At 63.1% G+C, this 22,517-nt stretch carries 23 protein-coding genes; 18 read left to right on the plus strand and 5 right to left on the minus strand.

Features of this window, described 5'->3' with window-relative positions; translation table 11 throughout:
* Positions 1–153: 153 nt before the first annotated feature.
* Positions 154–1,368, minus strand: coding sequence for an MFS transporter (locus tag ACFQ95_RS13635; RefSeq protein WP_422831768.1), 1,215 nt, complete (start codon positions 1,366–1,368; stop codon positions 154–156).
* Positions 1,369–1,635: 267 nt separating this feature from the next.
* Here ACFQ95_RS13635 and ACFQ95_RS13640 point away from each other — a divergent pair, with 267 nt between their 5' ends.
* A complete protein-coding gene (locus ACFQ95_RS13640) occupies positions 1,636–2,016 on the plus strand; it encodes a response regulator (RefSeq protein ID WP_422831769.1) in 381 nt (126 codons plus the stop codon).
* Positions 2,017–2,152: 136 nt separating this feature from the next.
* Here ACFQ95_RS13640 and ACFQ95_RS13645 read toward each other — a convergent pair whose 3' ends face one another.
* The gene (locus tag ACFQ95_RS13645) at positions 2,153–2,785 is read right to left on the minus strand and encodes a response regulator (protein WP_422831770.1); all 633 of its coding nucleotides are present in this window, start codon (positions 2,783–2,785) and stop codon (positions 2,153–2,155) included.
* Between the two features lie 179 nt (positions 2,786–2,964).
* On the opposite strand from ACFQ95_RS13645, the gene ACFQ95_RS13650 reads away from it, so the two are divergent.
* The 6 genes from ACFQ95_RS13650 to ACFQ95_RS13675 all read left to right on the plus strand — a co-directional run bounded on the left by ACFQ95_RS13650 (position 2,965) and on the right by ACFQ95_RS13675 (position 8,088).
* Positions 2,965–4,347 carry a CHASE3 domain-containing protein gene (locus ACFQ95_RS13650; protein ID WP_422831771.1) on the plus strand — a complete coding sequence of 461 codons (1,383 nt, stop codon included), beginning with the start codon at positions 2,965–2,967 and terminating at the stop codon, positions 4,345–4,347.
* A gap of 211 nt (positions 4,348–4,558) precedes the next feature.
* Positions 4,559–4,723, plus strand: a complete 165-nt coding sequence (locus tag ACFQ95_RS13655; protein WP_422831772.1) for a DUF1328 domain-containing protein — start codon at positions 4,559–4,561, stop codon at positions 4,721–4,723.
* 39 nt (positions 4,724–4,762) lie between these two features.
* The gene (locus tag ACFQ95_RS13660; RefSeq protein ID WP_422831774.1) at positions 4,763–5,038 is read left to right on the plus strand and encodes a hypothetical protein; all 276 of its coding nucleotides are present in this window, start codon (positions 4,763–4,765) and stop codon (positions 5,036–5,038) included.
* 198 nt (positions 5,039–5,236) lie between these two features.
* Entirely contained in the window at positions 5,237–5,554 is a 318-nt protein-coding gene (locus ACFQ95_RS13665; RefSeq protein WP_422831776.1) for a BON domain-containing protein, read from the plus strand.
* 155 nt (positions 5,555–5,709) lie between these two features.
* Positions 5,710–6,912 carry a zinc-binding metallopeptidase family protein gene (locus ACFQ95_RS13670; RefSeq protein WP_422831778.1) on the plus strand — a complete coding sequence of 401 codons (1,203 nt, stop codon included), beginning with the start codon at positions 5,710–5,712 and terminating at the stop codon, positions 6,910–6,912.
* Between the two features lie 312 nt (positions 6,913–7,224).
* On the plus strand, positions 7,225–8,088 hold the full coding sequence (locus ACFQ95_RS13675) for a TIGR00730 family Rossman fold protein (protein WP_422831780.1): 864 nt from the start codon (positions 7,225–7,227) through the stop codon (positions 8,086–8,088).
* A 7-nt stretch (positions 8,089–8,095) separates the two neighbouring features.
* On the opposite strand, the gene ACFQ95_RS13680 is transcribed toward ACFQ95_RS13675, so the two are convergent.
* On the minus strand, positions 8,096–9,547 hold the full coding sequence (locus tag ACFQ95_RS13680; RefSeq protein WP_422831782.1) for a SulP family inorganic anion transporter: 1,452 nt from the start codon (positions 9,545–9,547) through the stop codon (positions 8,096–8,098).
* A gap of 152 nt (positions 9,548–9,699) precedes the next feature.
* Positions 9,700–10,680, minus strand: a complete 981-nt coding sequence (locus ACFQ95_RS13685; protein WP_422831784.1) for a tripartite tricarboxylate transporter substrate binding protein BugE — start codon at positions 10,678–10,680, stop codon at positions 9,700–9,702.
* A gap of 168 nt (positions 10,681–10,848) precedes the next feature.
* On the opposite strand from ACFQ95_RS13685, the gene ACFQ95_RS13690 reads away from it, so the two are divergent.
* The gene (locus ACFQ95_RS13690) at positions 10,849–11,754 is read left to right on the plus strand and encodes an AEC family transporter (RefSeq protein ID WP_422831786.1); all 906 of its coding nucleotides are present in this window, start codon (positions 10,849–10,851) and stop codon (positions 11,752–11,754) included.
* Here the strand turns inward: ACFQ95_RS13690 and queG are convergent.
* Positions 11,751–12,854, minus strand: a complete 1,104-nt coding sequence (gene queG, locus ACFQ95_RS13695; RefSeq protein ID WP_422831788.1) for a tRNA epoxyqueuosine(34) reductase QueG — start codon at positions 12,852–12,854, stop codon at positions 11,751–11,753. The two genes, ACFQ95_RS13690 and queG, sit on opposite strands and share 4 nt — an antisense overlap.
* On the opposite strand from queG, the gene tsaE reads away from it, so the two are divergent.
* From tsaE to ACFQ95_RS13745, 10 genes are all read left to right on the plus strand, one after another.
* Positions 12,813–13,379 carry a tRNA (adenosine(37)-N6)-threonylcarbamoyltransferase complex ATPase subunit type 1 TsaE gene (gene tsaE / locus ACFQ95_RS13700; protein WP_422831790.1) on the plus strand — a complete coding sequence of 189 codons (567 nt, stop codon included), beginning with the start codon at positions 12,813–12,815 and terminating at the stop codon, positions 13,377–13,379. The genes queG and tsaE overlap by 42 nt on opposite strands.
* Positions 13,376–14,830 carry an N-acetylmuramoyl-L-alanine amidase gene (locus ACFQ95_RS13705; protein WP_422831792.1) on the plus strand — a complete coding sequence of 485 codons (1,455 nt, stop codon included), beginning with the start codon at positions 13,376–13,378 and terminating at the stop codon, positions 14,828–14,830. Before tsaE ends, ACFQ95_RS13705 begins: the two co-directional genes overlap by 4 nt.
* Before the next feature lie 125 nt (positions 14,831–14,955).
* Complete coding sequence (locus ACFQ95_RS13710) at positions 14,956–15,747, plus strand: FadR/GntR family transcriptional regulator (protein WP_422831794.1); 792 nt, start codon at positions 14,956–14,958, stop codon at positions 15,745–15,747.
* A gap of 113 nt (positions 15,748–15,860) precedes the next feature.
* Positions 15,861–16,772 carry an L-threonate dehydrogenase gene (gene ltnD / locus ACFQ95_RS13715; RefSeq protein WP_422831796.1) on the plus strand — a complete coding sequence of 304 codons (912 nt, stop codon included), beginning with the start codon at positions 15,861–15,863 and terminating at the stop codon, positions 16,770–16,772.
* On the plus strand, positions 16,769–18,037 hold the full coding sequence (gene otnK, locus ACFQ95_RS13720) for a 3-oxo-tetronate kinase (protein WP_422831798.1): 1,269 nt from the start codon (positions 16,769–16,771) through the stop codon (positions 18,035–18,037). The genes ltnD and otnK overlap by 4 nt, the downstream gene beginning before the upstream one ends.
* Positions 18,038–18,054: 17 nt before the next feature.
* Positions 18,055–18,732, plus strand: a complete 678-nt coding sequence (locus tag ACFQ95_RS13725; protein WP_422831830.1) for an aldolase — start codon at positions 18,055–18,057, stop codon at positions 18,730–18,732.
* 22 nt (positions 18,733–18,754) lie between these two features.
* Positions 18,755–19,552: a 2-oxo-tetronate isomerase gene (gene otnI, locus ACFQ95_RS13730; protein ID WP_422831800.1), complete on the plus strand. Its 798-nt coding sequence runs from the start codon at positions 18,755–18,757 to the stop codon at positions 19,550–19,552.
* Positions 19,553–19,621: 69 nt separating this feature from the next.
* Positions 19,622–20,878: a multidrug effflux MFS transporter gene (locus tag ACFQ95_RS13735; protein ID WP_422831802.1), complete on the plus strand. Its 1,257-nt coding sequence runs from the start codon at positions 19,622–19,624 to the stop codon at positions 20,876–20,878.
* Positions 20,875–21,855 carry a tRNA (adenosine(37)-N6)-dimethylallyltransferase MiaA gene (gene miaA, locus ACFQ95_RS13740; protein ID WP_422831804.1) on the plus strand — a complete coding sequence of 327 codons (981 nt, stop codon included), beginning with the start codon at positions 20,875–20,877 and terminating at the stop codon, positions 21,853–21,855. Before ACFQ95_RS13735 ends, miaA begins: the two co-directional genes overlap by 4 nt.
* The gene (locus ACFQ95_RS13745) at positions 21,852–22,508 is read left to right on the plus strand and encodes an ABC transporter ATP-binding protein (protein WP_422831806.1); all 657 of its coding nucleotides are present in this window, start codon (positions 21,852–21,854) and stop codon (positions 22,506–22,508) included. Before miaA ends, ACFQ95_RS13745 begins: the two co-directional genes overlap by 4 nt.
* Positions 22,509–22,517 lie beyond the last annotated feature (9 nt).

Here is a 22,517-nt window from a genome sequence, read left to right on the forward strand (position 1 = left end):
CCCCGGATTCAGTTCGGCTACATCACACTGCTGTGGCCACGGCTATGGCCTGGGCCGCTTGATTGAAACCACCGGCAAAGCTATGAATTCGGAAGCACCCTACGCTCTACCTGTCTACGCAAACGCCCATTCCATCTACATTCCTGTGGCCACTCAAGACATGCGGTCACGGTTGGCCAAAGACGGAAACAGGCGCAGCCACAACGCCGCCACCAGCAGCGTCCCGACGCCGCCCAGCACCACCGACCCCACGGGCCCCAGCAGCGCCGCCGTGGCGCCCGACTCGAACTCACCCAGTTGGTTGCTGGCCCCAATGAACACGGAATTGACCGCGCTCACGCGTCCACGCATTTCGTTGGGCGTCTCCAGTTGCACCAGGGTCTGGCGCACCACCACACTGACCATGTCGGCACCACCTGAAATCGCCAGCACCAGCATGGACAACCACAGGTAGGGCGACAGCCCGAAGCTCACCATACACAGGCCATACACGGCGACTGCCAACAACAAGGTGCGCCCCACGCGGCGTTGCAGCGGCCAGCGTGTGAGCACAACCGATGTGAGCAAGGCGCCCACTGCAGGCGAAGCGCGTAGCAAGCCCAGCCCCCAGGGCCCGGTGTGCAGGATATCCTTGGCGAACATCGGCAACAACGCCGTGGCGCCGCCGAGCAGCACGGCAAACAGGTCTAGCGACACCGCGCCCAACACCGGCTTGCGCTCCCAGATGAAACGCACCCCGGCCAGCAGCGTGTGCATGGAAATAGGCTCGCGTGGCGGCGGTACGTGGTCGTAGCGCAAGCCGCCCACCAGAATGCAGCCCACACCGAACAACACGGCGCAAGTGCCATACACCGCGCTGGCGCCGGCGACAAAAATCACCCCACCCAGAGCCGGGCCACCAATCACCGCCGACTGCGTGCCCACCGAACTCAGCGCCATGGCGCGCGCCAGCATGTTCGGCGGCACCAGCATGGGCGTGAGCGCTTGCTGGGCCGGCATTTGAAACGCCCGCGCCACACCCAAGGCCACGGACAAGGCCAGCAGCAGGTCGCGGTGCACCCAGTGGCCATGGGTAGACCACACCAGCAGCAGCGAAACCGCCGCCTGCGTGACCATACACGCGGCCACGATACGGCCGCGGTGCACCCTGTCGGCCACATGCCCGGCCACCAGGGTGAGCAGCAGCGCCGGCGCAAACTGGTACAGCCCCACCAGGCCCAGGTCCCAGGCACTGCCCGTCAGGTCATACATCTGCCAACCAATGGCCACCATCAACATCTGCTGGCCGGCCGTGCCAAACAATCGAGAAACCCACATGCGCACATAGGCGCGTTGGCGCAACAGCGCCGCTAAACCAGCATCGGACATATTCTTTTAGGCAGCAGTTTTTGAAGACGGAAAACAGTGGCACGGCGACGCAAAATAAAGGCGCTCATGCGGGTTGAAATAGACCAGAAAATGTGTGGTTCTGTAGGCCAGGTCTTACAAGCGAGTGCCGTGGGCACTGGCAGAATCAAAACCGAATACAGGGCAAGATGGCAAGCATGCGTATTCGTATTTTTTTGAGGCCTTACAGCACCAGCCGAAGACGGCGGCTGACAGGGCTTCTGACCAACACAAGAAGAGTGGTTCATCGTGGGACTTAGAACATACATCGTCGAAGACAGTCCGACGATCCGCGAAAATTTGATCGCCACTCTTGAAGAATTGGCCGGCGTCAGCGTGGTGGGCACCACAGAATCAGAAAATGGTGGTACCTCTTGGCTGACCGGCAATACGCAAGGATGGGACCTTGCCATTGTCGACCTTTTCTTAAAACAAGGTAGCGGACTCGGCGTTCTCTCCGCCTGCCGCAAACGCGCACCCAACCAGAAAATGGTGGTGCTGAGCAACTACGCCACCGCTGACATTCGCCAGCGTTGCCTGCAGTTGGGTGTCGACGCGGTGTTCGACAAATCCAATGAGATTGATGCGTTGATCGACTTTTGTGTCGACCAGGCGGCGCAAACGCCTTGATGTCGGCCCAGCGTCGGCCGATTCCCGTTCACCCCACCGCCGTCACCTTCAAGGCTACGTGCACACCTCAAGACCCAAAGAAAAAGCCGAATGCAACTTCTGCATTCGGCTTTTTCCGCTGTCCAGAATCTGGCGATCAATCGATCAGCTTGTTCTTCAGCGCATAGTAGGTCAGATCGCTGTTGGTGGTCAGGTTGAGCTTTTCCATCAGGCGCGTGCGGTAGGTGCTCACGGTCTTGACGCTCAGCGACAAAGCGTCGGCAATGTCACCCGCCGTTTCACCCTTGGCCAACTTCAGGAACACCTGGAACTCACGTTCAGACAACTGCTCATGCGCTGGCGCGTCGCCCTTGCGGTTGATCTGCTGGGCCAGCAACTCGGCCACGGCAGGGGTGATATAGCGCCGCCCCAGCGACACGGTGCGAATCGCATTCACGATCTCCGAAGGATCACATTCCTTGTTCAGGTAACCACTCGCGCCCTGGCGAATCAGGTTCATGGCGTAATGCTCCTCGGGATAACCGCTGAGGATCAGAATCGCCAGGTCGGGTGCTTTGGCGCGGATCATCGCCAGCACATCCAGGCCGGACTGGCCGGGCATGGACAAATCCATCAACAACACGTCCATCTCTTCGTTACGCACCAGATCGATGGCCTCGCGCCCGCTGGCCGCCTCGCCCACCACGCGCAGGTCCACCTGCTCGGAAAAGAATTGGCGCAAGCCGGAACGCACGATGGCGTGGTCATCCACGATTCCAATTTTGATCATCTCAATTTCTCACAACTCGTTAGGTCGAATGCGACCAGTCAACTTCTTTTATCGCGCCGAACTTTGAACCGATTTTGCCGCCAACGGTCCTCTCCATTGTTCTGCAAAATTCGGCCCTTAGCCATCGGGCTCCCCACCAACCTCGGCGCCGTCCAAGCGGCGCCCCTTCCCTGCGCGTCATGAAACGACTCTCTATTCCCAAAATGGCCATCAGCCTGCCGCTGGCCATACTGGCTGCGGTACTGCTGGTAGGCATCAACGAAACCGGCTACGTGCGTTCGGTGGCTGCGTTGAAAAACATCACCGAGGCCCAGCAAAACGCCAACCAGTTGAGCAAACTACTGCAATTGATGGTGGACGCCGAGACCGGCCAACGTGGTTATCTGCTGACAGGCGATGCTGGCTACCTCAAGCCCTACGAAAGAGCCACTGGTGAATTGCAGAAAAACCTGGAGACACTGCAATCCTTCTACACCGCTCATTCACAGGACTTGCCGAGTTTTACGCAACTCTCGCGTTCGGTGCAAGGCAAACTGTCTGAAATGGATGTCAGCGTGCGCCTACGCATGCAAGGCAACGACGACGCCTGGAAGTTTGTGTTGACCACCGACGTGGGGCGCGAGCAAATGGACGCCATTCGCAACCAGTCGCTGGCCATGATAGAGCGCACACAGTCGGCCGTCGCCAGCGGGCAACATCAGATCAACCGCTCCCTGCTGTTGTCACGCATAGGCATTGCGCTGGTCGCTTTGGTGGGTTTGCTGGCGTTCTACATGTATCTGCGCCAAACCCGCGTGGTGCACGAACTCAATCTGCGCGAACAGGAAAACCTGCAGAAAGAGCGTGACCAGTTGGGCCAACTGGTGAAAGACCGCACCGCTTCGCTGGCCGAGCTGGCCACTCACTTGCAGACCGTGCGCGAGCAGGAACGCGGTCACCTGGCGCGCGAACTGCACGATGAACTCGGCGCCTTGCTGACCGCCGCCAAACTCGACGTGGCGCGGCTCAAGTCCAAGCTGGCGCCGGCAGCCCCGGAAATTGTCGAGCGGCTGCAGCACTTGTCGGAGTCCCTCAACAGCGTGATCGCACTCAAGCGGCGCATCATCGAGGACCTGCGCCCTTCGGCCCTGTTCAACCTCGGTCTGCTGGCCTCGCTGGATATTTTGACGCGCGAGTTCAGCGAGCGTTCCGCGATTCCGGTCGCGGTCAACTTTGAACCGGTGGAGCTGGAGGACGGCATAGAACTCATCATCTACCGGCTGGTGCAGGAGTCGCTCACCAACATCTACAAGTACGCCCAGGCCACAGAAATTGAGGTCAGTCTCACCGTCAAAGGCGCCAAGCTCAGGGTCTGTGTGTATGACAACGGCGTTGGTTTCAACACAAAGCTCACGAGTTCCGGCCACGGCTTGGCAGGCATGCGGCACCGCGTGGAAGCCGTCGGCGGCACACTGGACATTGAATCGCCGCCCTCTTCCGGCACCCGCAAAGGCACGCTGGTTCTGGCCGTGCTGCCGGTTCTCAAGCCCACACCAGCCGTCGACAGCCCGACCGAAGGCTAAGCGCCAGCGGCCATTCCGTTCACCGGGCTTGCGTGTATTGAAGTGGTTTGTGTGCGGGTTTTAGCCTACAAAGGCGGCGCGCAGCCACTGACGTGCTGATCCGCTTCCTGCCGATGCGAGCCCTTTGGGGCCGCCCTTAAGCTTGCGTCAGGTCATTCGAATCCGAGTGCCCGCAACCCACAAAAGGGCGCAGCCCTAGAAGGAGCTCGAGATGCTGCACTATTCAGTCGTGTTCTTGGTGATCGCCCTGATTGCCGCCGTCTTCGGCTTCGGTGGCATTGCCGCTGGCGCTGTCGAGATCGCCAAGATCCTGTTCCTGATCTTCGCCATCATGGCTGTGGTGACCTTCGTCATCAGCTTGTTCAAACGCGGCTGACGACCGGGCCAGTAGATCACACCGCAAGGAGCCAACACCATGCCGTTTTTCGAATCTCAAACACCTGCCGCCAAGGAGCAGCCGCACCAGGTCAAGACGGCTGGGCGCAAACTGTCGGACAGCGTCTTGCAGTCGGCCGAACAAGCCGTGGTCGACGCCGGGGTACAAGCCCGAGCCGGATGCGGCATGGCAGAAAGCACGGCCCGATGCGCGCGCCAGTATGTTGTCGAACGCCCCTTGAGCGCCATCATGGTGGCGACCGCGGCCGGCGCCTTGGCAGTAGGTGCGCTGTGGGCCTTGCGCTCGCAACCTTGACAGCCCGGCGCTGCAAGATGTTCCACCGCGCAGGCAAGGCGGGTTCTTTTTATGAAAGCGCTAGATCAAAGGCCTCAGCGCAAAGTCAATTCATCAAGCCGCATGGCTTTTCCAAACACCATGCAATCGGTCGGGGTGGTGCCACAGACCGGTCAGTTTTTCTAACCCAGGCACTGTAGTCACAAAGAAGGAATAACTATGAAATACGCTCGTGCACTTGTTTTTGCTGCCATGGCAGGCATCACCATCGTCACCGCCACTGGCTGTTCCGTCGCACGTAACCAACAATCTGTTGGCTCCTATGTGGACGACTCCACCATCACGACCGAAGTGAAGGCCAAGATGGTGGGCGACAAAACGGTAGATGCCGGCGCCATCAATGTGCAGACCTTGAAGGGTGTGGTGTCGCTGGCTGGTTTTGCCAAGTCCGGTGCCGAAAAGTCGCAGGCTGAAACCCTCGCGCGCAGTGTCAAGGGCGTTACTGGCGTAGAAAACAAGCTGGTCGTGCGCCCCTGACCGCAGCCCGCCGTTTCAGTTGCGTTGACCATATCGGACAAGGCCACTGATTCGGGTCACAATCATGCCGAGCCAGCCCATTTTGACGGGGCTGGCTCGGCGTTGCTTTTTGTGCTGAACAAAAACAGCTTCGCCGCTGCCTTACCGCTGCCACCATGAAACTCTTTAGCTGCGACAACTGCGGGCAAGCATTGTTTTTTGAAAACGTGCTGTGCCTGAACTGCGGTGCCAAGCTTGCAGTTTTGCCCGAACCTGGCCTGCCACTGGCGGCGCTCACAGCGGTGGCAGTCGATGTGCCGCCGCCCACAACCGAAGCCTTGACACAACCGGCCAACACAGATGCCACGAATGCCACTGACGCCGCCGACAATGCAGTTGCGCCGCCAGCCGTCGCGCCCGTAGCACCTGCCGCGGCAGCTCTCTGGCAACGCGTTCAGGGTGCAGACGGCGCACCACGTTATCGCCTTTGCCACAACCACGAGGTCTACCAAGCCTGCAACTTCGCCGTGGCAGAAAGCGACACCAATCCGCTGTGCATCTCCTGCCGGCAGACGCAGTTGCTGCCCGACTTAAGCCTGCCCGACAACGTGCAACGCTGGGCCAAGATCGAAGCCGCCAAGCGTCGCATGTTCTACACCCTGGCACGCCTGGGCCTTGCCGCCACCCGCAACACCGACGCGGCGCTGTTCTCCCCGGTCTACGCCTTTTTGGCCGATGTCCCCGGCCAGCCGCCGGTGCTCACCGGCCACGCCAACGGCGTGATCACACTCAACATCGCCGAAGCCGACGACGATGAACGCGCCCGCCGCCGCGTCGCGCTGGGCGAGCCTTACCGCACGCTGCTGGGCCATCTGCGCCACGAATCAGGCCATTTCTACTGGGACCGGCTGATCCGTGACGGCAATCGCATCGAGGACTTCCGAGCGGTGTTTGGCGACGAATCACAGGACTATGGACAGGCTTTGCAGGCGCACTATGCCAACGGGACATCAAGCGTCTGGCACGGCGCCTTCGTCAGCGCCTATGCCCAGGCCCACCCCTGGGAAGACTGGGCCGAAACCTGGGCCCACTACTTGCATATGGTCGACCTGCTGGAAACGGCAGCGGCCTACCAGACCAGCCTGGTCATTCCAAGCCCCGGCCCTGACGAAACCCAAAGCCCCGACAATCCGTTTGAAGGGGGTGAAAGCGACTTCGACGCCATGATCCACCAATGGGTGCCGGTCACCTTGTTACTCAACAGCTTGAACAGGAGCCTGGGGCAAAACGACGCCTACCCTTTTGCGTTGTCGGAAGCGGCGCTGCACAAGCTACGCTTCGTACACGAGGTCATCCAAGGCTGCAATCGGAACAACTAGGGCCTGTTAACACTATGGATGGGAGCGCGAACGTGATTAAAAAGCCGCCAATCAAGGCGCTGTGTCATCAGAACTTTGGCGGCCAGGCGTCCGCCTGGCCTAGGAGTGCAACGCGGAGTGGCGGCTTTTTAAGCACGTTCCCAACGGGTTGCGGCCCAAAAGACCAGCCGCGTCGTTGCAAAGCCTTGCCGGGGTTCACCCCGGCTGCGTTTTGCGCCTCGCCCCTGGCCTTTTGGACTCGCAACGCGTCTCCCATCCATAGGGTTAACAGGCCCTAAAAAAACGTGCGCCAACAGACGCACAATCAACACCATGGAAACCACCGAAAAACTCAACGACCGTGCCGTCGCCCTGGACTGGAGCGACCTGCAAGCCCACACCAACGACGGCGAACCGCTGGCCCCCGACGCCTACCGCCTGGCCTTTGCCGACCCCGAATTTCTGCTGCGCCGCGAGACCCGCGGCATTCGTTTCCAGTTGGAAATGCTCAAACCCGACCTGGCGCAGCAAGCGCAAGGCATAGAGAACACCATCGTGGTGTTTGGCAGCGCCCGTTTTCCCGAACCCGAAGTGGCCGCCGAAGAACTTGTCAAAGCCAAAGCCGGCGGTGATGCGCTCGCCATCAAAACCGCAGAGCGCCGCGTGCGCAACGCCCACTTCTACGACCAGGCGCGCCTGTTTGGCCGTGTGGTGGCCGAATACAGCAACGCCCGCCCGCCGGCCGAGCGCCTGTACATCGCCACCGGCGGCGGCCCCGGCGTGATGGAAGCGGCCAACCGCGGCGCGCACGACATGGGCGCCATGAACGTGGGCCTGAGCATCGCCCTGCCGCACGAACAAAGCGGCAACCGTTTTGTATCGCCGTCGCTGAACTTCAAGTTCCATTACTTCGCGCTGCGCAAAATGCACTTCATGATGCGCGCCAAGGCAATGGTGGCCTTCCCGGGCGGCTTTGGCACACTCGACGAATTGTTTGAAGTGCTGACACTGGTGCAGACCGGCAAGGCCAAGGCCGTGCCCATCATCCTGTATGGCACCGACTACTGGAAACGCCTCATCAACCTGGAGGTGCTGGTCGAAGAAGGCGCCATCTCGCCGGCCGATGTCGACCTGGTGAAGTACGTCGACACACCGGAAGATGCCTGGCAGGTGATACGCAGCTTCTACCAGTTGTAGAAGCGGCTCAGCCCGCGTCGAGGTCTAGCCTGGCCACCAGCGCCTGGCTGTGGGGATTCAGCCCCAGCACCTCGACGCTGCTGCCATGTTTGCGCAAGCGCTGGCATACCTTGTCGAGCGCGGCCACGGCCGTGATGTCCCAGAAGTGTGCGCCCGACACGTCGATCTGCACCGCACGGCCGTCCACCTCGCGCACATCAAAAGCATCCACCAGCATGTCGGCCGATGCAAAAAACACCTGACCGGACACTCCGTAGGTCAGCACTTCCTGGCCACTCACCGTCACCTTCAGCAACTGCGCCACCTTGAAGGTGAAGAACACACCGCTGAGCAACACCCCCACGGCCACGCCGGCTGCCAGGTTGTGTGTGAGCAGTGTCACCACCACGGTGACCAGCATCACCGCACTCGACAACTTGGGATGGCGCACCAGGGTGCGCAGCGAACCCCAGTCGAAAGTGGACACCGACACCATCACCATGATGGCCACCAGCGCCGCCACCGGCACCTGTGATACCCAGGGTTTGAGCAGCACCATCAGGATCAACAAAAACACCCCCGCGAACAAGGTCGACAAGCGCCCACGCCCGCCGTAACGCACATTGCTCACCGTCTGGCCAATCATGCCGCAGCCCGCAATGCCACCGAAGAAACTGGCGGCCAGATTGGCCATGCCCAGCCCGGCACACTCGCGGCTCTTGGAACTGGGGGTGTCAGTCAGGTCATCGACCACGCTGGCGGTCATCATCGACTCCAGCAGGCCAACCATGGCAATCGCCAAGGCCGGCAGCGCGATCAGGCGCAGTGTTTCAAGGGAAAACGGCACTTGTGGCAGCGCAAAGCTGGGCAAGGCATCGGGCAGCAAGCCCAGGTCGGCCACGGTTTTCAGCGGCAACCCGAAAACATGTGCGGCAATGCTCAACAGCACAATACACACCAGCGGTGACGGCACGGCCGTGGTCAACCGCGGCAACAGGTAGATCACCACCAGGCCCACACCCACCATGGCCCAGGTGGCCACATTGGCGCCGACCAGGTGCGGCATCTGCGCCGAGAAAATCAGCACCGCCAAGGCGTTGACAAAACCGGTGCGTACCGAGGTCGAGACAAAACGCATCAGCACCCCCAGCCGCAGCACACCAAAGAGTATCTGTACCAAACCGGCCAGCACGCCAGCAGCAAACAAATAGTGCACACCATGGGCCTGCACCAGCGGCGCCGCCACCAGCGCCACCGAGCCAGCGGCGGCGGACACCATCGCCGGGCGTCCACCCGTGAAAGCAATCACCAGCGAAATCACAAACGAGGCGAACAGGCCAACGGCAGGGTCCACTCCCGCAACAAACGAAAACGCGATGACTTCGGGGATCAGCGCAAACGTGGCCACTGCGCCGGCCATCAGTTCGCGCGGAATGCTGGGGCACCATTCGGTGCGCCAGCGGCTGTGTTCTTGGGTCATAAAGATAAAAAAGCGGTCCCGCGCCACCACGGATGTGCAGCAGCGCGGCCTCACCAAATTGTAGGCACGGCGCTACCCTTAGCGCGGGCGTAAAAAAACCGCCTCTGAAGGCGGTCTTGGTGCAGCTCTTTGAAGAGGCCGGGCTGTTGTGCTTAATCCAGCGTGAGCTTTGAATCGGTCACCACTTTTTTGTAGACGTCGAATTCGGCCTGGATCTGCGCCGCAAACTGCTCTGGCGTGTTGCCTATGATGATGGAGCCAGTTTCTTCGATGCGTTTGCGCACGGCGGGTTCTTCCAGGGCCTTGCGCACACCGGCGTTGATCTTGTCGACCACTTCCTTGGGCAGGCCCTTGGGGCCGTAAATGCCGTAATAGGCCATGCGGTTCACCGGCTCCAGGCCAACTTCCTTGAAGGTTGGCACATTCGGCAGGCTGGCCACACGCTGCGGTGCAGCCACCACAATCGGCACCAGGCGATTGCTTTGAATAAACGGCAGCGCCGATGGCAGATTGTCAAAAATCATAGGCACCTGGCCGGCCACGGTGTCGTTCAGCGCCGGTCCGGCACCACGGTAGGGAATGTGCGTGACGAAGGTCTTCGTCATGCTTTTGTACAACTCCATCTGCAGATGGCCAATGCCGCCGGTGCCCGAAGATGAGTACGAATACTTGCCCGGCGATTTCGCCAGTTCGGCCGCAAAAGCCTTGTAGTCCTTGGCCGGGAAGCCAGGGTTCACCGCAATGATGTTGGGTGTGGCCGCAATATTGATGATGGGGGTGAAGTCCGTGGTCGGGTTGTACGGGATCTTGGGGTTGATCGCCGGGTTGGCCGCCGTGGTCGACACCGTGGCGATGCCTAGCGAATAACCATCGGGCGTGGCGCGCGCCGTTTCCAGTGCGCCCACCACGCCGCCGCCGCCGGCCTTGTTCTCCACAATCACGCTTTGGCCTAGCGCCTTGCCCAGCGGATCGGCGATGACGCGCGCAATGATGTCGGTGGTGCCGCCGGGTGCAAACGGCACCTGCAGTTTGATCACTTTATTCGGGTAAGCCTGGGCCAACGCCTGGCCCGCGAAAGTCGCCATACCAATGGCGCCCAGGGCCATCACACTACGCACAATTTGCCGTTGCATCAAACCGTCTCCTTGTAAACAAAAAAATCCCCCACCGAGGCTCTTGTGAAACCTCGCGGGCCAACTGTAGAAACACTATACCGACAGACTTATTTCCCGGAACTGGTGATAGCCCGTGGCCCGTCGCGGGTGTGCCAGGCGCCGGCCGATCGCTGGTATTCTCAAACGGTGAACTACGCCCAACTTCTTTTCCCCGACTTCTCACTCATACTCTGCGGCTTTCTGATTTGCCGCTACACGGCGTTGAACCGCACCGTCTGGGCACAGGTGGAAAGCCTCACCTACTACTGCCTGTTCCCGGTGCTGCTGTTCCACTCCATCGTCAAAAGTCCGCTGGATCTGCGTGCCGCCTCGGCCATCATAGGCTCGGGCTGGACACTGGGCCTCATGGCCATTGGCATCGCCTACGCGCTGCCTTACCTGCCCTGGCTGGGCCGCCACATCGACCGCCGCGAGCATGCGGCCTGCGCGCAGGTCTCCTTCCGCTTCAACTCATTTGTGGCCTTGGCCCTGGCCGAACGTCTGGGGGGCGCACCAGGCCAGCAGTTGATTGCGGTGCTGATCGGTGTGTGTGTGCCGCTGTACAACGTGGCCGCCATCTGGCCCATGGCGCGCCAGGCACAACGCAAATTTGGCCGCGAGTTGGTGCGCAACCCCTTGATCGTGGCCACCGCCTCGGGTTTGCTGGCGAATGTGCTGGGCTTTCAAATTCCCACCTGGCTGGAGCCCACGGTCACGCGTATCGGCGCCGCCTCACTGGCCATGGGCCTGATGGCGGCAGGTGCGGGCATGCAGTTTGGTTCGCTGGCGCGCGCCAAGGCGCTGGCGATTTCGATACTCGCCATCCGCCATTTCATCGCGCCGCTGCTGGCCGTGGGTGTGGCCTGGGCGTTCAAGTTGTCACCGGTAGAGACCACGGTATTGGTCGCGTTCTCGGCTCTGCCCACGGCGTCGAGCTGTTACGTACTGGCGTCCAAGATGGGCTACGACGGCGCACTTACCGCAGCCCTGGTCAGCCTGTCCACCTTGCTGGGCATGCTGAGCATTCCGTTTGCGCTGGGCTTTTTGAACTAGGGCGAGGTAGGTGGCGCGACACCTTGCGCCAACGCCCAGGACGCATGTTCGCGCACCAGGGGTGTGTCGTTGCTAGCGCTCGCCTCCAGCGCTTGTTGCATGTGTGCATCAGCCAAGCCACCGCGTATCGCGTTGCCCATGGCCACCGCGATGTTGCGGCGCCAGCGCTCCACACCAATGCGGCGGATAGGGCTGCCTTCGGTGTAGCGCAGAAACTCCTCTTCGGTCCAGCCCAGCAGCGTGATGAGTTTGGCGCCGCTCAATCCCGCGCGTTCGTCGAAATCGGGCAGTGCCGAGCGTTGGGCAAATTTGTTCCAGGGGCAGGCCAGTTGGCAATCGTCACAGCCGTAGATGCGGTTCGCCAGCAACGGCCGCATTTCTTCGGGAATGGGCCCGGCGTGTTCAATCGTCAGGTAGGAAATACAACGCCGCGCATCCAGCCGCTGCGGCGCCAGAATGGCTTGTGTAGGGCAAATGTCGATACAGGCCGAGCAACTTCCGCAATGCTCACTCGTTGGTTCGGTGGCCGGCAGCGCCAGGTCCAAATAGATTTCACCCAGGAAGAACATTGATCCGGCATCGCGGCTCAGCACCAAGGTGTGTTTGCCGCGCCAGCCTTGGCCGCTGCGTGAAGCCAGTTCCGCCTCCAGCACCGGCGCCGAGTCGGTGAACACCCGAAAACCCAGCGGCCCGACATGCGCAGCGATGCGCTCGCTGAGCTTTTGCAGGCGCGCGCGCAACACCTTGTGATAGTCGCGGCCACGCGCATAGACCGAGACAATCGCCTCGTCCGGCCGCGTCAGACGCGAAAATTCCACCGCCTGCCAGTCCGCTGGTGTGTCGCGCGGCAGATAATTCATGCGTGCCGTGATGACACTCACCGTTCCCGGCACCAACTCGGCGGGGCGTGCGCGTTTGAGTCCATGCGAGGCCATATAAGCCATTTCGCCGTGGAACCCTTGGGCCAACCAAGCACTCAGACCGGCTTCGGCCGAGGATAAATCCACCGAGGCCACGCCGATTTGGGAAAATCCCAGCTCACGTGCCCAAAGCTGAATTTGAGACACCAACTGGAGACCTGTGTTCTGAGTACTGTTCATCACCAGTCGATTGTAGAAAGCCCTTCGTCCCTGCCCCGGCACCTGCTGCTGGAATGGCCGGACGAAGCCGCCACCCAGCGCTTTGCCGAAGCCTTGGCCGCCTGGCCCGGCATTGCCAATGCCGTCATCACGCTGCAGGGCCCGTTGGGCACGGGCAAGACCACGTTCGTGCGTTACCTGCTGCGCGCCCTGGGTGTTCAGGGGCGCATCAAAAGCCCCACCTATGCCGTGGTCGAACCCTATGAACTGGTGCACGCCGGTGCCCCGCTGGCCATTTCCCATTTCGATTTTTACCGCTTTACCGATCCACGCGAGTGGGAAGACGCAGGCTTTCGCGACATCTTTGCCAGCCCCGGCCTGAAGATTGCCGAATGGCCCGACCTCGCCGGCGCCCTGCTCCCCTTACCCGACCTCGCCATTCAATTGACCCCCATGGACGAAACCCGCCGTCAGGTTCAACTCACCACACACACGGCCGCAGGCGCGACACTGCTCGCACAATGGCCGCAGGAGCGCGCCGCATGAAGCGCCGCGACGTTCTACACGGCCTGCAGGGTGGCCTGCTGGCCCTGCTGCTGGGTGCCCAAGAAATTACCCGCGGCGCAGGCATTGTGGCCGTGCGTGTATGGCCCGCACCCGACTACTCACGTGTGACCATAGAGTCCGACACCGCCTTGGTGACACGCCAGACCTTTGTCGCCGACCCACCGCGCCTGGCCGTGGACATTGAAGGCATAGACCTCAACCCGGCCCTGCGTGAACTGGTCGGCCGGGTGCAGGCCGACGACCCGAACATTGCCGGCATTCGCGTCGGGCAAAACGCCCCGGGCATTGTGCGCATGGTGATAGACCTGAAACGCGCGGCCAAACCGCAGGTGTTCACACTCGCCCCCGTAGCCGCCTACCAGCACCGTCTGGTGTTCGACCTCTACCCCGCGCAAGCCGAAGACCCGCTCGAGGCCTTGATTGCCGAACGCATCAAGGACCGCACGCCCGCCACCAATGTGGTGACCACACCGGCCCTCGCGCCCAACACCGCACCCGATCCGCTGGCCGAGCTGATCGCCAGGCAATCGGAAAAACCGATCCTGGCGCCGGCCGACAAACCAGCGCCCTCTGCACCCCACGCAAACGCTCCTGTTTCTGTAGCTGGCGTCACTGATGCAGAAAGCGCAAAAGGCCAAAACCCCTCAAAGGCCAGGCCCAGCCCGGACAACGACACCGGCAGCGCCAGCGGCAAAGCCAACCGCACCGACCGGCTGATCATCATTGCGCTGGACCCCGGCCATGGCGGCGAAGACCCGGGCGCCATTGGCCCCAAGGGCACACGCGAAAAAGACATCGTGCTGCAGGTGGCACACCGCCTGCGTGAACGCATCAACGCCTCGACCATCAACGGCAGCCCTATGCGCGCCTACATGACACGCGACGCCGACTTCTTTGTGCCGCTGCAAGTGCGTGTGCAAAAAGCGCGGCGTGTGCAGGCCGACCTGTTTGTCAGCATCCATGCCGATGCCTTCATCACGCCGCAGGCGCGGGGTGCCAGCGTGTTTGCGTTGAGCCATGGCTCGGCCTCGAGCAGCGCCGCGCGCTGGTTGGCCAACAAGGAAAACAACGCCGATTTGATTGGCGGTGTGAACACCCAGGTCAAGGACGCACAGGTGCAAAAAGCCATGCTGGACATGAGCACCACCGCACAAATCAACGACAGCCTGAAACTCGGCAGCGCGCTGCTCGGCGAGATTGGCCACGTCGGCCGCCTGCACAAGCCGCGTGTGGAACAAGCCGGCTTTGCGGTGCTGAAAGCGCCGGACATTCCCAGCGTGCTGATCGAGACCGCCTTCATCAGCAACCCCGAGGAAGAAACCCGCCTGCGCAGCGACGCCTACCAGCAGCAGCTGGCCGACGCCATCATGCGCGGCATCGTCGGCTACTTCTCGAAAAACCCGCCGTTGGCGCGCAACCGCACGGTTTAAAGCTGTTCCAGGGGCAGCGCCGAGGCGGTGTAATCCACACCCCGCGGCGCGTGGAGGCTGGGGTAAAGTCCCCCGCTGCGGCCGCCTGCTGGGCTGGCTCCTCCATCCACACTAAGGCGCACTGCATGCCGGTTTCTTTTGTTGCCATCAAACCTGGGGTCAAGCTGTCGGACCAGGTCGCCCACGCGCTGGAGGCCGAAATCCGCTCCGGCCGCATTGCCACCGGCGACAAACTCCCCACCGAAGCCGCTTTGGTGCAGCAGTTCAACGTCAGCCGCACGGTGGTGCGCGAAGCCATGTCGCGGCTGCGTTCGCAGGGCCTGGTGGATGCACGCCAGGGCAGCGGGGTTTATGTGCAACCGCCGCCGGCCGCCGAGGCGCTGCGTTTTGAACCGCTGCATTCCGACTCTATGGAAGCCGTGATACAGATCGTGGAAGTGCGCCGCGCGCTCGAAGCAGAAGTGGCCGATCTCGCCGCCCAGCGCCACACAGCCGCGCAGATGCAGGCCATCCACAATGCCGTGCTGGCGATTGAAGCCGCCGTGCGGCGTGGCGAGGACGGCGTGGCCGAAGACGTGCAGTTCCACCGTGCCATCGCACTGGCCGCGAACAACAGCTATTTGCTGCACACCCTGGACTACCTGGCGCAGTTTTTACACGGCGTGACCCGCGTCACCCGCGCCAATGAAGCACGCCGCCAGGACTTCGCGGCGGCGGTGACTTTTGAGCATGCCGAAACCGTAGCCGCGATTGCCGCACGCAACCGCCAGGCGGCTCGCGCGGCGGCGACGGCCCACATGGACAACGCCATCCAGCGCATACGCGAAGCCGGCACGGCGTTCTGGCAACACGATGGGCAACGTTTGGCGCGCAACCTGCTGGATCTAGGGCCTATGCCGGGCGAGCCGCACAAGTAAGCCCCTGCGCTCAACTTCGCCGCGCTGCTTGTATGCGGTGTTTACCCGATAGCTGAAGTCTCTTAAATTTGTATGATGACCCTACAAATATCATCAATAGAACAGGACACAGCATGCATGCAGCGCTTCCTTCCGTCGGCGTCATAGGCCTGGGCGCCATGGGTTTGGGCATTGCCAAGACCCTGCGCAGCAATGGTTTCTTGGTGCATGTGTGCGATGTACGCGCCGAAGCGGCCGCGGCCTTCGCCAGCGAAGGTGGTGTGGCCTGCGCCACACCAGCCGCACTGGCTGCGGCCTGCACCGTGGTGGTGTCGGTGGTGGTGAACGCGGCGCAAAACGAGGCCGTGCTGTACGGCGCGGACGGCGTGGCCGGTGCAGCCCAGCCCGGCAGCACCTATGTGATGTGCTCCACCGTCGACCCCAACTGGTCCATCGCGCAGGAAACCCGGCTGAACGCCATGGGCCTGCACTATGTGGACGCGCCGATCTCGGGTGGCGCCGCCAAGGCCGCCTCGGGACAGATGACCATGATGACCTCGGCCAAACCCCAGGCCTATGCCGCCGCAGACGCCGTGCTCAACGCCATGGCCGGCAAGGTCTACCGCCTGGGCGACCAGGCGGGCGCTGGCAGCAAGGTGAAGATCATCAACCAGTTGCTCGCCGGTGTGCACATTGCCGTGGCCGCCGAAGCCATGGCGCTGGGCCTGCGTGAAGGGGTGGATGCCGCCGCGCTGTACGAGGTGATCACCCACAGCGCGGGCAATAGCTGGATGTTCGAGAACCGCATGGCCCATGTGCTGGCGGCCGACTACACACCGCTCTCGGCGGTCGACATTTTTGTCAAGGACCTGGGCCTGGTGCTGGACACCGCGCGCGCCAGCAAATTCCCGCTGCCCCTGGCCGCCACGGCGCACCAGATGTTCATGCAAGCTTCCACGGCGGGTTATGGCCGCGAGGACGACAGCGCCGTGATCAAGATCTTCCCCGGCATCACCCTGCCCTCGGCCCAGGAGGCCACACCATGACCCAAGCACTCTTGCTCGGCTGTATTGCCGACGACTTCACCGGCGCCACCGACCTGGCCAACAACCTGGTGCGCGCCGGCATGCGTGTGGTGCAAACCATTGGTGTGCCCGTCGCGCCATTGCAGGACGATGTGGATGCGGTGGTGGTGGCGCTGAAATCGCGCACCATCCCCGCCGCAGAAGCGGTGGCGCAGTCGCTGGCTGCGCTGCATTGGCTGCGCCAGCAAGGCGCCCGGCAAATCTATTTCAAATACTGCTCCACCTTTGACAGCACCGCCGCCGGCAACATAGGCCCGGTCACCGATGCGCTGATGCAGGCGCTGGGCACGCCCTTCACCATCGCCACACCGGCCTTCCCCGACAACCAGCGCACCGTCTTCAAAGGCTACCTGTTCGTGGGTGACAAGTTGCTCAACGAGAGCGGCATGCAGCACCACCCGCTGACCCCCATGACCGACCCCAACCTGGTGCGTGTGCTGCAGGCGCAGACCACGCAAAAGGTCGGCTTGATCGACCACCGCGTGCTGGCCCAGGGCGAGGCGGCCATCCGCGCGCGCATCAGCCAGCTGCAAGCCGAGGGTGTGGCCATGGCGGTGGTGGATGCGGTGTCGAACGACGACCTGCTGCGCCTGGGCCCGGCGCTCAGCGACATGGCCTTGGTGACGGCAGGCTCGGGCGTGGCGATTGCGCTGCCCGCCAACTTCGGCATCAAACCGTCCAGCCAAGCGGCCGCCCTGCCCAAAGCCCAAGGCCACCGCGCCATCGTGTCGGGCAGTTGCTCGGTGGCCACCAACCAGCAGGTGGCGCATTTCATCGGCAGCGGCGGCCACGCCATCGCCATAGACCCGCTGCGCATCGCCGCAGGGACCGACGTGGCGGGCGAGGTTCTGGCCTGGGCCAAAGACAGGCTGGCGCAGGGGCCGGTGCTGGTCTACTCCACCGCCACGCCCGATGCGGTGAAAAGTGTCCAAGGCCAACTCGGCACCGCCGAGGCGGGCGCCATGGTGGAAGACAGCATTGCCAACATCGCCGCCGGCCTGGTGGCCATGGGCACCCAGCAACTGGTGGTGGCGGGTGGCGAAACCTCGGGCGCGGTGGTGCAGAAGCTGGGCATAGGCCAATTGCGCATAGGCCCGCAGATCGACCCCGGCGTGCCGTGGTGCCACGCTAGCGTCACCCCTCAGCAGGGCTTGCACCTGGCGCTAAAGTCGGGCAACTTCGGCAGTGCCGACTTCTTCACCAAAGCCTTCGCCCAACTGTCATGACCGCAGCCGACGACTTTCTGCCCGAAGCCGAGGCCCGCGCCGAGATCTGCCGCGTGGGCGCCTCGCTGTTTGCCCGCGGCTATGTACACGCCACGGCCGGCAATATCAGCGTGCGCCTGGCAAATGGCTTTTTGATCACGCCCACCGATGCCTGCCTGGGCCAATTACGTGCCGAAGATCTGGCCCTGCTCGATGCCCAGGGCCAGCAGATCAGCGGTGCACGCGCCAGCAAGACCATCACCCTGCACAGACGCATTTACGAGGCCAGCGCCGGCACCCCACAAGCGGCGCGCTGCATCATCCACACCCACAGCACACATGCTGTGGCGTGTTCATTGCAGGCCGACATGCAGGCCGAAACGGCCGCTGAATTGCTGCCCCCCATCACACCCTACTTTGTGATGAAGGTTGGCCACGTGCCACACATTGCCTACCACCGGCCCGGTGCGGCCGAGGCGGCCGAGCTGGTGGCCCAGGCAATTGCCGCCTACGCCGCTGCAGGCAGGCCGATTCGCGCCGTGATGCTGGCCCGCCTGGGCCCGAATGTGTGGCATAACAGCCCGGCACAAGCCATGGCCACACTCGAAGAACTGGAAGAAACCGCACGCCTGTGGCTGCTCGGCGCCGGCCGCTGCAGCGTGCTCACCGAACCCCAAATCGACGAACTGCGCCGCAGCTTTGCGGCCTCCTGGTAAGCCGCCACCGAAAAGGAAACCCATGCCCCGTTTCGCCGCCAACCTGTCCATGCTCTACAACGACGTCGACTTCCTCGACCGGTTTGCCGCCGCCGCACGCGACGGTTTCAAGGCCGTGGAGTTCCTGTTTCCCTATGCGTTTGCGCCGGATGTGCTGGCCGCCAAGCTCAAGGAACACGGCCTGCAGCAAGTGTTGTTCAACGCCCCGCCCGGCAACTGGGACGCAGGTGAACGCGGCATGGCCTGCCTGCCGGGGCGCGAGGCCGAGTTTCGCGCCAACTTTGCCAAAGCATTGGAATACGCCCAGGCCCTGAACTGCCCACGTGTACACACCATGGCCGGCCTGATGCCCGCCGGTGCCGACCACGCCACGTTGCGCGCCACCTATGTGGCGAACCTGCGCAGCGCCGCGGCCATGGCCGCGCCGCTGGGCATCAACGTGCTGATGGAGCCCATCAACCCGCGCGACATGCCTGGCTACTTCCTGAGCCGCCAGGACCAGGCCCATGCGGTGGTGGCCGAAGTGGGCGCGCCCAACCTCAAAGTGCAGATGGACCTGTACCACCTGCAAATCGTCGAGGGTGACCTGGCGATGAACATCCGCCGCTACCTGCCCACGGGCAACGTCGGCCACATGCAAATCGCCGGTGTGCCCGAGCGGCACGAACCCGATGTGGGCGAGATCAACTACGCCTACCTGTTCAAGCTGCTCGACGAAGTCGGCTACGACGGCTGGCTGGGCTGCGAGTACCGCCCGGCACGCGGCGCCGCCAAGGACGCCACCAGCGATGGCCTGGGCTGGGTCAAGCCCTGGCTTTAAGACGCTGGGCTGAGCGCAAGCAAACCCCAGTCGGAGGCAAAGGCGTGGCGCATCTGTTAGCCTCGCCGCATGTCTGTTTCTCCACTCAAGTCCGCGGCTTCCAGCGCTGGCGACCTTGCCCCACCCGCCATGCTGCCCGGCATGGTGGTGCTGATCCTGGCGCTGTGCCTGGGCCTGCAACCGGTCACGACTGACCTGTACCTGCCGGCGCTGCCCGCACTCAGCGAAGGCCTGCAAGCCACGGTCTCCAAAACCCAGCTCACACTCAGCGCCTTGCTGCTGTCGTTTGGCATTTCGCAATTGATCTGGGGGCCGCTGTCCGACCGCTTTGGCCGACGTCCCATCATGCTCGCCGGCCTGCTGGTCTACACACTGGCGGCCGCCGGTGGTGCCACGGCCACATCGATAGAGATGCTGGTGTTGTGGCGCGCGCTGCAGGGTGCGGCCATGGGTGCGGGCGTGATGTGTGCACGCGCCATCATCCGCGACCTGTACGCACCCGAATCCGGCGCACGCGTCATGTCCAAGGCGCTCAGCGGCCTGGGGGTGATGGCCTGCCTGTCGCCACCAATAGGCGGCCTGCTGGCCGAAACCATGGGCTGGCGCAGCGCCTTGTTGGCGCCCGCCCTGGTGGGCGCCATGGTGCTGGCCGTGGTGTTCTGGCGCTTTGAAGAAACCGTGGCGGTGAAGAACCCACACGCGCTGCAATTCGGCGCGTTGGGGCGCAACTGGCTGGCCATCATGCGCCACCCCAGCTTCATCGCCTACACACTGCTTGGCATGGCCTCTTACTGTGTGTTGTTCACCATGCTGGCGAGTTCGCCGTTTGTCTTCATCAAGATCATGGGCATGAGCAAGGCGCTATGTGGGCTGGCCATGTTCAGCGTGGCGTTTGCCTACCTGTGCGGCACCTTTTTGTGCCGCCGCTGGTTGCCGCGTTACGGCGTGCGCAAAACACTGCTGCGCGCCGGTGCCTTGTCGCTCATCGGTGGCACGCTGCTCGGCGGCTTGGCGCTGGCGGGGGTGCTCAGCCCCTGGGCGATTCTGCTGCCGGTCTATCTGGTGGTGCTGGCACACGGCGTGCACCAGCCTTGCAGCCAAAGCGGCGCCGTCGGGCCGTTCCCGCGTGCGGCAGGCGCGGCCTCGGCGCTCAGCGGCTTTGTCATGATGCTGGGCGCCTTTGGCATGGGCGCCTGGTTGGGCGCACACAACGACGGCACGGTGTTTGCGCTGACCAACGGCATGTGGTTCTGGACCGTGGTGATCGCCTTGATTTGCTGGACCCTGGTGCAAAAACACGGCGACCCTTCGGCCAAAGCAGCATGAGTCTTGCGCTTCCCAAAGCCATCGTCCTGGCCGGCCCCACAGCCTCGGGCAAAACCGCTGCAGCCCTGGCGATTGCGCGCCATTTGGCACCGCGCGTGCCGGTGGAAATCATCAGTGTGGATTCGGCCTTGGTGTTCACCGGCATGGACATAGGCACCGCCAAACCCGATGCGGCCGAAATGGCCGTGGCCCCGCACCACCTGATCAACATCCGCGACCCGCTACAGGTGTACAACGCCGCCGAATTTGCCAGCGACGCCGAGCGGCTGATGTCGGAGATCAGCGCGCGCGGCCACCTGCCGCTGCTGGTGGGCGGCACCATGCTCTACCTCAAGGCCTTGTTCGACGGCCTGGACGACATGCCGCAAGCCAATGCCGAGGTGCGCGCCCAGTTGGAGGCCGAAGCCGCCACGCTGGGCTGGCCCGCCATGCATGCCAGGCTGGCGGCCGTGGACCCGGTCACTGCCGCGCGCCTGCAACCGGCCGACGCGCAGCGCATACAACGCGCGCTCGAGGTTTATGCGCTGTCGGGGCAACCGATGTCGGCCTTGCACACCCCTAAAACAGAAGCAGCCTACGCACAGCGCATGGGTGCCGTGGCCTTTATTTCCCTGGAGCCCGACGACCGCGCCTGGCTGCATACGCGTATTGCCCAACGTTTTGACGCCATGCTCGCCGCCGGCTTCCTGGCCGAAGTGCGCGCCCTGCGCGCACGCGGCGACCTGGCGCCCGACATGCCCAGCATGCGTTGCGTGGGCTACCGCCAGGCCTGGACCGCGCTGGATCAAGACCCCGATCTGCAGCCCGCCACCCTGTCCGCCCTGCGCGAACAAGGCATTGCCGCCACGCGCCAGTTGGCCAAGCGCCAGATCACCTGGCTGCGCAGCATGCCGCAGCGCCAATGTGTCGCCGCCGACGCTGCCGACCCGGTGGCCGAAGTGCTGCGCCTGGTCGACCAGCACCTTGCGCGGCTATGAGCGCGCAGCCCATACTGCAACTCCAAGGCCTGGGCAAACGCTACGGCGACACCGCGGTCTTCGCCAACGTAGACCTGAGCGTGTACGCCGGTGAGTTCGTCGCCATCGTCGGTGAATCGGGTGTGGGCAAGTCCACCCTGCTCAACTGCATGGCCGGGCTGGACAGTTGGAGCAGTGGCAGCGTCACCCTGGACGGCACCGATCTGGCGCAGCTGAACGACGACCAGCGCGCCCTGCTGCGCCGCGAAAAAGTCGGTTTTGTGTTCCAGGCATTCCACGTGCTGCCACACTTGGATGTGGCACAAAACATCGCCCTGCCCTTGATGCTGCTGGGCCGCAGCGACCCCGCGCGCATAGACGCCCTGCTCGACGCCGTGGGGCTGGCCGGCCTGGGCGCACGCCTGCCGCAGCAACTCAGCGGCGGGCAGAACCAACGCGTGGCGATTGCACGTGCGCTGGTGCACCAGCCACGCCTGCTGTTGGCCGACGAACCCACCGGCAACCTCGACCCCGGCACCGCCCGGCGTGTGATGGACAGCCTGATCGCGCAGGCGCGCGAACACGGCACGGCGCTGGTGCTCGTAACGCATTCCGAAGCCGCCGCGGCACGCGCCGACCGCGTGCTGCAACTCTGCGCCGACGGCATCGTCTAGGGGTTGGTG

Origin of the sequence: Variovorax sp. HJSM1_2 (assembly GCF_049316285.1) — a bacterium.
Lineage (GTDB): Bacteria > Pseudomonadota > Gammaproteobacteria > Burkholderiales > Burkholderiaceae_C > Rhodoferax_B.

Bases quoted from the DNA above. Each gene is read 5' to 3' on its own strand.
- ACFQ95_RS13655 (WP_422831772.1), top strand. From the start codon at position 4,559: ATGCTGCACTATTCAGTCGTGTTCTTGGTGATCGCCCTGATTGCCGCC.
- ACFQ95_RS13650 (WP_422831771.1), top strand. From the start codon at position 2,965: ATGAAACGACTCTCTATTCCCAAAATGGCCATCAGCCTGCCGCTGGCC.
- ACFQ95_RS13660 (WP_422831774.1), top strand. From the start codon at position 4,763: ATGCCGTTTTTCGAATCTCAAACACCTGCCGCCAAGGAGCAGCCGCAC.
- ACFQ95_RS13635 (WP_422831768.1), bottom strand. From the start codon at position 1,368: ATGTCCGATGCTGGTTTAGCGGCGCTGTTGCGCCAACGCGCCTATGTG.
- ACFQ95_RS13710 (WP_422831794.1), top strand. From the start codon at position 14,956: ATGCCGGTTTCTTTTGTTGCCATCAAACCTGGGGTCAAGCTGTCGGAC.
- queG (WP_422831788.1), bottom strand. From the start codon at position 12,854: ATGAACAGTACTCAGAACACAGGTCTCCAGTTGGTGTCTCAAATTCAG.
- ACFQ95_RS13665 (WP_422831776.1), top strand. From the start codon at position 5,237: ATGAAATACGCTCGTGCACTTGTTTTTGCTGCCATGGCAGGCATCACC.
- miaA (WP_422831804.1), top strand. From the start codon at position 20,875: ATGAGTCTTGCGCTTCCCAAAGCCATCGTCCTGGCCGGCCCCACAGCC.
- otnK (WP_422831798.1), top strand. From the start codon at position 16,769: ATGACCCAAGCACTCTTGCTCGGCTGTATTGCCGACGACTTCACCGGC.
- ACFQ95_RS13735 (WP_422831802.1), top strand. From the start codon at position 19,622: ATGTCTGTTTCTCCACTCAAGTCCGCGGCTTCCAGCGCTGGCGACCTT.
- ACFQ95_RS13685 (WP_422831784.1), bottom strand. From the start codon at position 10,680: ATGCAACGGCAAATTGTGCGTAGTGTGATGGCCCTGGGCGCCATTGGT.
- ACFQ95_RS13645 (WP_422831770.1), bottom strand. From the start codon at position 2,785: ATGATCAAAATTGGAATCGTGGATGACCACGCCATCGTGCGTTCCGGC.
- ACFQ95_RS13670 (WP_422831778.1), top strand. From the start codon at position 5,710: ATGAAACTCTTTAGCTGCGACAACTGCGGGCAAGCATTGTTTTTTGAA.
- ACFQ95_RS13680 (WP_422831782.1), bottom strand. From the start codon at position 9,547: ATGACCCAAGAACACAGCCGCTGGCGCACCGAATGGTGCCCCAGCATT.
- otnI (WP_422831800.1), top strand. From the start codon at position 18,755: ATGCCCCGTTTCGCCGCCAACCTGTCCATGCTCTACAACGACGTCGAC.
- ACFQ95_RS13745 (WP_422831806.1), top strand. From the start codon at position 21,852: ATGAGCGCGCAGCCCATACTGCAACTCCAAGGCCTGGGCAAACGCTAC.
- ltnD (WP_422831796.1), top strand. From the start codon at position 15,861: ATGCATGCAGCGCTTCCTTCCGTCGGCGTCATAGGCCTGGGCGCCATG.
- ACFQ95_RS13675 (WP_422831780.1), top strand. From the start codon at position 7,225: ATGGAAACCACCGAAAAACTCAACGACCGTGCCGTCGCCCTGGACTGG.
- ACFQ95_RS13705 (WP_422831792.1), top strand. From the start codon at position 13,376: ATGAAGCGCCGCGACGTTCTACACGGCCTGCAGGGTGGCCTGCTGGCC.